Annotated in this window: 6 protein-coding genes; 2 read left to right on the plus strand and 4 right to left on the minus strand. The window is 74.8% G+C overall.

Annotated features, from left to right (window positions below; all coding sequences use genetic code 11):
• Window positions 1-120: 120 nt before the first annotated feature.
• Window positions 121-1,497 carry a glutaredoxin family protein gene (locus ACEQ2X_RS22055; protein ID WP_370328039.1) on the plus strand — a complete coding sequence of 459 codons (1,377 nt, stop codon included), beginning with the start codon at window positions 121-123 and terminating at the stop codon, window positions 1,495-1,497.
• 173 nt (window positions 1,498-1,670) lie between these two features.
• Here the strand turns inward: ACEQ2X_RS22055 and ACEQ2X_RS22060 are convergent, their stop codons facing one another.
• From ACEQ2X_RS22060 to ACEQ2X_RS22075, 4 genes are read right to left on the minus strand one after another with little or no spacing between them, the layout of a single operon-like run.
• Window positions 1,671-3,488: an aldehyde dehydrogenase family protein gene (locus tag ACEQ2X_RS22060; RefSeq protein ID WP_370328040.1), complete on the minus strand. Its 1,818-nt coding sequence runs from the start codon at window positions 3,486-3,488 to the stop codon at window positions 1,671-1,673.
• Window positions 3,485-5,125 (minus strand): FAD-dependent oxidoreductase, encoded by a 1,641-nt coding sequence (locus tag ACEQ2X_RS22065; protein ID WP_370328041.1) that lies wholly within the window; start codon window positions 5,123-5,125, stop codon window positions 3,485-3,487. Before ACEQ2X_RS22065 ends, ACEQ2X_RS22060 begins: the two co-directional genes overlap by 4 nt.
• A gap of 49 nt (window positions 5,126-5,174) precedes the next feature.
• Window positions 5,175-6,884, minus strand: coding sequence for a patatin-like phospholipase family protein (locus tag ACEQ2X_RS22070; RefSeq protein ID WP_370328042.1), 1,710 nt, complete (start codon window positions 6,882-6,884; stop codon window positions 5,175-5,177).
• Complete coding sequence (locus tag ACEQ2X_RS22075) at window positions 6,881-7,975, minus strand: adenylate/guanylate cyclase domain-containing protein (protein ID WP_370328043.1); 1,095 nt, start codon at window positions 7,973-7,975, stop codon at window positions 6,881-6,883. The genes ACEQ2X_RS22070 and ACEQ2X_RS22075 overlap by 4 nt, the downstream gene beginning before the upstream one ends.
• A 78-nt stretch (window positions 7,976-8,053) precedes the next feature.
• On the opposite strand from ACEQ2X_RS22075, the gene ACEQ2X_RS22080 reads away from it, so the two are divergent.
• A complete protein-coding gene (locus ACEQ2X_RS22080) occupies window positions 8,054-8,287 on the plus strand; it encodes a hypothetical protein (RefSeq protein ID WP_372530584.1) in 234 nt (77 codons plus the stop codon).
• Window positions 8,288-8,290: the final 3 nt, after the last annotated feature.

The raw sequence follows: 8,290 nt of genomic DNA on the forward strand, positions 1-8,290 counted from the left end.
CCCGGGAACCAGGCGGGGCCAGGGCGAACCGCCAACGACCGTCCACGGGGGTCGAACGGCAGGTCGGCCGCGGGCCGGACGGCCCTGGGAGGCAGCCGACCCCGGGCGCACCCTCGTGTCGTGGACACCCCGGGACCCCGTGCGGTGGCGCTCGCGGCGCTCGTCGTCGTCGTCCTGGTGGTCGCGCTGCCCGCAGCGGCCCAGCCGGAGGTCTCCGGAGCCGGCGACGAGGCGGTGCACGTCGAGCTCTACCACTCCGACGCCTGCCCCCACTGCCGCGCCGAGCGAGCCTTCCTGGCCGACCTCGTGACCGACCACCCCGAGGTCACCGTGTCGGCCTACGAGCTGACGTCCAGCCCGGAGAACCGGGCCCGGCTGGCCGAGGTGGCCGCGGACCTCGGCGTCGACGCGTCGTCGGTCCCGATCACGATCATCGACGGGGAGGTGTGGGTCGGGTTCGGCACCACGACAGCTGCGGCGATCGAGGCCCGCGTCACCGCGGCGCTCGCGGCCGCCGACCTGCCGGCCGAGGCCGACGCCGACGTCGCGATGGGGCCACCGGCGCTGCCCGAGGACGACGTTGTCGACGTGCCCTTCCTGGGACAGGTCGACGCCGGCCAGCAGTCCCTGGTCGTCGCGACCGCGCTGATCGGGTTCCTCGACGGGGTGAACCCCTGCTCGCTGTGGGTGCTGAGCCTGCTCCTCGCCCTGGTGGTCCACACCGGCTCGCGGCGGCGCGTCCTGGCCGTGGGCGCGGTGTTCCTGGTCGTGACGACGTCGATGTACGGCCTGATGATGGCCGGCGTCTACGGCGTCCTGTCGGTCGTGGCCTACCTCACGTGGGTCCGCGTGGGCGTCGCGGCGCTCGCCGGGGCCATGGGCACCGTGAACGTCCTCGACGCCGCGGGGGTCGACCTGCCCGTCCGACTGCGCATCCCCGAGGGTCGCAAGCCGGGCATCTACCGGCGGATGCGCGCCGCGGCCCGGTCCGAGGGGTCGCTGGTCGCCAGCCTGGCCGCCACGGCGGCGCTGGCCATGGGGGTGTCGCTGGTCGAGACCCCCTGCTCGGCCGGGTTCCCCGTCGTGTGGAGCAACCTGCTCGCCGGGGCGGACGTGTCCGGGCTGGCCGTGGGCGGGCTGTTCGGCCTCTACATGCTGGTCTTCCTCCTCGACGAGCTCGTCGTGTTCACCGTGGCGGTGACGACCTTGCGGGCCTGGAAGCTGCAGGAGCGGCAGGGCATGTGGCTGAAGCTCGGTGGCGGCATGGTGATGCTCGCCCTGGCCGCGACGATGCTCCTGGCGCCCCAGCTGCTCGAGTCGATCGTCGGGACGCTGGCCGTCTTCGCCGGGGCAGCTGCTGTGACCGCCGTGACGGGCACGTGGCTGCGCCGCCGGGGGCGTCAGCCACTCCGTCGTGGACGGCCTCGCGGACCGCGTCGTCCTCGTGGAGTTGCGCGACGGGACCGATCGGCGGTTCGAGCAGGGGCACCCCGATAGGGGATGCGGACCCTCACGGTCGCCAGGCGCATCCTCCTCTCCAGCACGGATTGACCACCGCGGTGCGACTCGGGTGACTCGTGTGCACGCATGAGGCTGGTGAGGCACCCCAGCGACCGCCACGACCCTCGTCAGTGGTCGATCCGTGGTGCCGTGGATCCGCGCTGGACCCGTCAGAGGTCGCCGGCGATCAGGTCCATCCGCGGCGGCTGGAACGTCGCGACGCGCTTGACGTTCCGCAGGTTGGTGTAGGTGACGTTGTCGGTCGTCGAGTTGCCGCCGAAGGTGCCGCACCCGAGCGTCAGGGACGGCGCCAGCCCGCTCGTCAGCCCGCACACCCCCTGGGACCCGGGGGAGTTCACCAGGATCCGCGACGCCGGCACCGCCGCGGCGAAGGCGTCCGCCCGCTCGGTGGACGTGGTGTGGACGATCGCGGTGTGCCCCGCCCCCATCTTGTCGAGGAGGGCCAGGGAGAGGGCGAGCGCCTCCTCGTCGCCGTCGACGGTGAAGATCGGCAGGAACGGCGACATCTTCTCGCTGGTGACCGGCGAGGAGAGGTCCGGCTCGGTGCGGAAGGCGATCAGCTGGATCTCGTGGTCCCGGGTGATCACGAGCACGCCGGCGATCGTCGCCGCCGACTGCCCCAGCACCTCGGGGCGGAAGCCGGTGCCGTCCTCGGTGACGACCGCGGCCAGGAACCGGGCGGTCTCGTCGGCGTCGAGCACCGCGGCGCCGGCGGCGGCCAGCCGGTCGCAGAGCCCGTCGACCACGGCGGCGTCGACCACGAGGTTGTGCTCGGCGCCGCAGATCAGCCCGTTGTCGAAGGACTTCGAGATCACGATCGCGCCCGCCGCCGCGTCGAGGTCGGCATCGGTGGCCACCCAGCACGGCGCGTTGCCCGACCCGACCCCGATGGCCGGCGTGCCCGAGGAGTAGGCGGCCCGCACCATCCCCGGCCCGCCGGTCGCGAGGATGAGCGAGACGTCGGGGTGGGCCATGAACCGGGCCGTCCGTTGGCGGCTCGCCCGCTCGCGCACCCACTGGACGGCGTCCGCCGGCACGCCGTGCCGGGCCAGCACCGCCTGCACCATGCCGCCGACGTCGTCGGCGAGCGGCAGGCACACGCGGTGGAAGCTCAGGATGATCGCGTTGCCGGACTTGAGGGCGCTGAGCACCTTGAAGACCGCTGTCGCCACCGGGTTGGTGACGGGGATCAGCGCGAAGATCACCCCGACCGGCGCGGCGATCTCGGTGACACCCCCCTCGGTGCCGAGGACCCCGCGCCCGACCGCCCCGGCCAGCCCGTCGTACACCCCCCGGGTCGCCCAGGCGTTCTTCATCGCCTTGTGGTCGGCCCGCCCGATGTGGGTGACCTCGACGGTCTTCGCCGCCAGCGCCTTCGACCCGGCGGCGAACACGTCGGCGAGGTCGGCGAGCACCGCGTCCATCGTGGCCTCGGGGACCGCCGCCAGGCGCTGCTGGGCGGAGGTGGCCTTCGCGACCATCGCCTCGACGACGGGGTCCTCGCCGCTCGCCTCGAGGAACGTGGTCAGGCGCTGGTTGGTCTCGCGCAGCTTCCCGGCGACGTCCCGCGCGAGCGCCCGCAGGACCGCGCTGCCGACCGTCGGCTCCTCGGCGAGCATGCGGTCGAGCGCGGCGGTCGTCAGCCACCGACCGGTCACCGACCCCTCGGCCACCGCGGTCGCCGACCGCGGCTCGGCGTCGAGGACGCTCAGCTCGCCGAGGACGTCTCCCGGCTCGAGGTACCCGAGCGTCACCTCGGTGTCGAGGTGGTCGAGGGGCGCCTCCAGCCGGACGACGCCGGAGTCGAGGAACAGACAGCCGTCCCCCTCCTCCCCGGCGGTGACGATGACCTCCTCGTCGGCGTAGGCGACGTCGGTCAGGTAGCTCGGCAGGACCCCGAGGGCCGCGGCGTCGAGCACGTCGAGCGGCGCCGGCAGGGGGGCGGGGGTGGGCAGGGTGGCGCTCATGGCGACGTCTCCTCCAGTGCGGCGGGGGCGGCCGGGCGGGTGGTGGTGGGGCGGGCGCGGACGGCGTCGCCGAAGGGGAGGAGGGTCTCGGAGAGCGTGCGGGCGTGCGAGCGGCCCATGGCGATGACCTCGGTCGGGACCGTCGCCCGGACCGTCGCGGTGCGGCGCAGCTCCTCGAACACGGCGGTCTCGCCGAAGTGCTGGCCGGGCCCGAGGGTCGCGACGACCTCGCCGTCCTTGACCACCTCCACCTCCCCGGACCAGATGACGTACAGCTTGCGGCCCATCTCCCCTTGGCGGAACACCTCCTGACCCGCCTCGAAGCGCTCGCGATCCAGGCCGACCGCGTCGTCGAGGGGCAGCTGGGTGATCTCGCGGCCGGTGAGGGGGGTGAGGGTCCAGTCGAGCAGCAGCCGCAGGCGGCGGTCCCACGCCGGGACGAAGGCCAGCAGGAACCCCTTCCAGAGCAGCCACCCGGCGAACCCGGTGACCGGCACGCCGCGGAGGTGCGCGACGGCGCTGTAGCGGCCGAGGGCGCAGGCGTCGCCGAGCTCGGTGAACCCGAAGCGCTTGGGCGCCTTCCCGGCCTTGAGCCGCAGGATGTTCCGGCCGATCCGCCAGCCCTGCACCATCGCGAACAGCGCGAGCTGCGGGCAGGTGCCGCCGTGCGGGTGGGGGACCGCGGCGCAGTCGCCGCCGGCCCACAGGCCCGACACGCCGGGCACCGCGACGGTCTCGTCGGTCACGACGCGGCCGCGGTCGTCGCGCTCGACGGGCAGTTGGTCGAGGAGGGGGCTCGAGGCGGTGCCGGTCGAGGAGATCACCGTCCGCGTCGGGATGGCGGTCCCGTCGGACAGCCTGACGTCGGTGGCGGTCGCCGAGGCGACCCTGACGCCGGTGCGGACGTCCAGTCGGGTGCGGCGGGCGATGAACGCCTCCGCGGTGTCGATCAGGCCGTCGTGGCGGCCCTGGAGCTCGGGGAGGATCCGCTGGCCGGAGTGGACCAGCACCACCGACACCTCGTCGCGGTCGACGTCGGCGAACTCGTCGTCGCAGAGCCGGCTGGCCCACTCGTCGAGCTCGGTGGCCACCTCCACCCCGCCGAAGCCGCCGCCGGCCACCACGAACGTCAGCAGGCGCCGACGCTCCTCGGGGTCGGACTCGATCGCCGCCATCTCCATCATCTGGATCAGGTGGTTGCGGGTGTGCCAGGCGTCCCGGTAGTCGCGCAGCAGCAGGGCGTGCTCGTCGAGGCCCGGGTAGCCGTCCAGGTCGTCGGTGACGCCGACGCTGACGACGAGGTGGTCGTAGTCGAGGACCTGCTCGCGCCCGTCCAGCAGCCGCGACAGGGTGACGGCCCGCCCGTCGAGGTCGATGTCGGTGACCTCGGCGTTCATGAACACCGCCGGTGCGAAGACCCGCCGGGCCGGGGAGAGGATCGCCTGGGGCTGGATCCGCCCGGACAGCATCTCGCCGACGAAGCCGTGGAAGGCGTGGAAGTTCGTCCGGCTGACGACGACCAGCTCGACCTCGCGGCGGCGGATGGCTCGGCGCAGCGCCTTGACGAGGAACAGCGCGCAGTAGCCGCCGCCGATGCAGACGACCCTGGGTGGGCGGGTGCCGGGTGCACTGGTCAACGTCGACTCCACTCGACGGGTGCCCGCGGGGGCACCGGACGGGCGGACCCTACACCGCCACCGCGGGGTGCAACAGGTCCCCGGCGACCTCGAGCGCCGCGCGCGTGGCGGTGTGCCCCGCGGCGATCGCGGCGTCGATCTGGCCGAAGTCGAGCAGCCCGACGTCGCTGACCTGCGGTTCGACGACTACGCGGGACCGGCGGCGGTTGACCTCGGTCTGCTGGAGGTTCGACAGCGCCATCGTGGCGGCGAGCACCTCGACGATGCCGGGGATCCGCGGCGGGCCGCCGTCGGTCACGAACGCCCGCTGGCGTGTGACGTCCGCGGCGACGACCTGCCCCTCCCCGTCGTCGGCCATGATCCCCACCGGCAGGTTGTCGAGCACGCCACCGTCCACGACCACCCGGCCGTCGTGGATCCGCGGCGGGGCGAGGCCCGGCAGGCTCATCGAGCAGGCCGTCGCCTCCCACGCCGGACCGCGGCGGTGCACCACCAGCTCGGCGTCCTCGAGTGCGGCGGACACCGCGAACCACGAGCGGGGCAGCTGGCGGACGTCGACGTCTCCGAGGACCCGCTGCAGCATCGCTTCGGCCGCGACGCCGCGGATCAGCGCCACCCGCGGGACGGTGTAGTCGCGGAAGGGCCGCCGCTCGACCATCTCCCGGATCGCGATGCGCCGGATCTCCGCCGCCGGACGCCCCGTCGCCGCCAGCGCGCTGACGAGGGCCCCCATCGAGGTGCCGCCGTAGCGGTCGATCGTGACGCCCGCCTCCTCGAGCGCCTGCAGCACGCCGATGTGGGCCAGCCCGCGAGCCCCGCCGCCGGACAGCACCACCCCGAGCGCCCGGCCCGTCAGCCGGCGGGCCAGCCGGGCGACGTCGCTGCGCCGGTTGCGGTCGCGGACGCGGTGGTGCGCGCGGGGGCGCAGCCGGGCGTCCCAGCGGTCGAGGTCGGCGACGCCCATCGGTCCGCGGCCTGCCACGACGAGGTCGCAGCCGGACAGGTCGGCGTCCGCCCGTGGGGGGTCCTCGCCGGGCGCGGCCACCACGACGACCCGGTCGGCCTGGCGGGCGCAGACCTCGCCCCACGTGCCGTCGGGGCCGGCGGGGTCGGCGACGCCGCCGTCCACCAGGACCACGTCGTGATCGGACTCGAGCCGGCCGAGGACCCGGCCGACCCGCGCCGGATCGGTCGTCAGCGCGTCGTCGACGTCGGCGTGGCGGAGGACGGCCACACCGACCCCCTGGGTGCGCAGCGCGTCAGCGAGCCCGTCGACCAGCGCGGTCACGGCCGTCGGGGCGCGGCCGAGGACCGCCACCACGGTGCGTCGTGCCGCCGGGTCGACCACCGCGTGCTCGGCCCGGGCGATCGCCGTCGTCAGCCGCAGGAGGGCGGCGGCGAAGTGCGGGACGGCCAGCAGCGGGGCGACGTCACGGCGGTGCAGGGCGAGCAGCTCGGTGTCCCGCAGGGCACGGACGCCGGCGACCCGGGTACCGCCCTGGACGAGCGCGAGCTCGCCGAAGGTGTCACCGGGTTGGAGGACCCCGAGGACCCGCCGGTCACCGGCCTGGGTCCGGAGCACCTCGAGGCGCCCGCTCCGGACCAGGTACATGGTGTCGCCCGGTTCGCCCTGGCGGACCACCCACTCCCCGCCGGCCACGTGGACCTCCGCCAGCAGGCCGGCGATGCGGCCGCGGAGGTCCGCGGGCAGGTCAGCGGTCAGGCGGACGCCCGCCAGGACCGAGGGGTCGACGGTCACCCCGTCCCCTCCACCCCTCCGCCGGGTCCGACGCGGATCGTCACCGTCTGGCTGCCGAGGAGCCGGTCGCTGCCGGTCCGCAGGCGGAGCAGCTCGTAGGCGCGGACCGGTCGGGACTTGCCCTTGACCTCGATCTCCTCCAGCGCCCGGACCTCGGCGAACGAGCGGATGACCGCATGGGTCTCCGCCCCGATGACGATCCCGCCGGGCGGGGCGAGCGCCTCCAGGCGGGACGCCAGGTTGACCGTGTCCCCGATCGCGGTGAACACCCGCCGGCGTGGGCTGCCGACGTTGCCGACGGTCGCCGGACCGGTGTTGATGCCGACCCTGAAGCGGGGCAGGTCCGGCCGCTCGTCGGCGATGGCGGACGTCGCCTCCTGCAGCGCGAGTGCGGCGCGGGCGGCCAGCAGGGGGTGCTCGGGCTGGCTGAGCGGCGCGCCGAACAGCCCCATGATCGCGTCGCCGATGAACGCCGAGACCGTCCCGCCGTGCTCGACGATCGCCGGGACCGCCGCGGCGTAGTAGCGGTTCAGCAGGGCGACGACCGCGGCCGGCTCGCTGCGCTCGGAGAACGCCGTGAACCCCTTGAGGTCGGCGAACAGCACGGTCACGTCGCGGGTGCCGCCGCCGAGCTGGTGGCCGTCGGGGTCCGCCAGCAGCGTCGAGGCGACGTCCGGGCTCATGTACTCCGCCAGCAGCTCGGCCAGGCTGGCGTGCAGCCGGCCGTTCTCGACCGCCGCCGCGACCCGTTCGGCGACCAGGCGGAGCAGCGCGCTCTCGGCGACGTCGAAGGGCCGGTCCGGCCGCTGGGCGACCAGCACGCCGACGGGGCGGCGGTGCACGAGGAGCGGCAGCGCGACCTGGGTGGACGGTACCGGCGGGGGTGGGGGGCCCGAGGGGGCGATGGCCTCGACCACGGCCTGCCAGCCGCGGTCGTCGAGGCGCAGGGGCTCGGACACGAAGTGCAGGACGCCGCCGTGGAGCAGCGCGAGCGCGACGGTGGCCGGGTCGAGCAGGTCGCCGCAGGTCCGGAGGGTCTGGGCGAGCACCGCGGCCTCGGTCGACGCGGGGAGCACGGACGTCGGCGCCACCGGCCCTCCTCGCTGTCGGGTGGCGGTAGGGTGAGCGCAGCATACGACCGGCGCGGGCCGGCCGTGGAGGCCCACGGGATGACGACGACCACCACCTCCGCACCCCTCGCCGCGGTCCTCGGCGGCTACGGGACGGTCACGCTGTCCGGCGGCGCTGCGATCGCCACCGCGCGCTCACCCGGACCCGAGGAGCTGGGACTGCTCGACGTCGGCGCCGACGTGGCGGACCGGGCGGTGACCGATCGCATCGGTGGGGCGGTGTCGGCCGGCGCGGTGCTCGGCGTCGCCGTAGATCGGAAGAGCGTCGTGTAGGGA

It is taken from the genome of Euzebya sp., assembly GCF_964222135.1.
Classification (GTDB): domain Bacteria; phylum Actinomycetota; class Nitriliruptoria; order Euzebyales; family Euzebyaceae; genus Euzebya.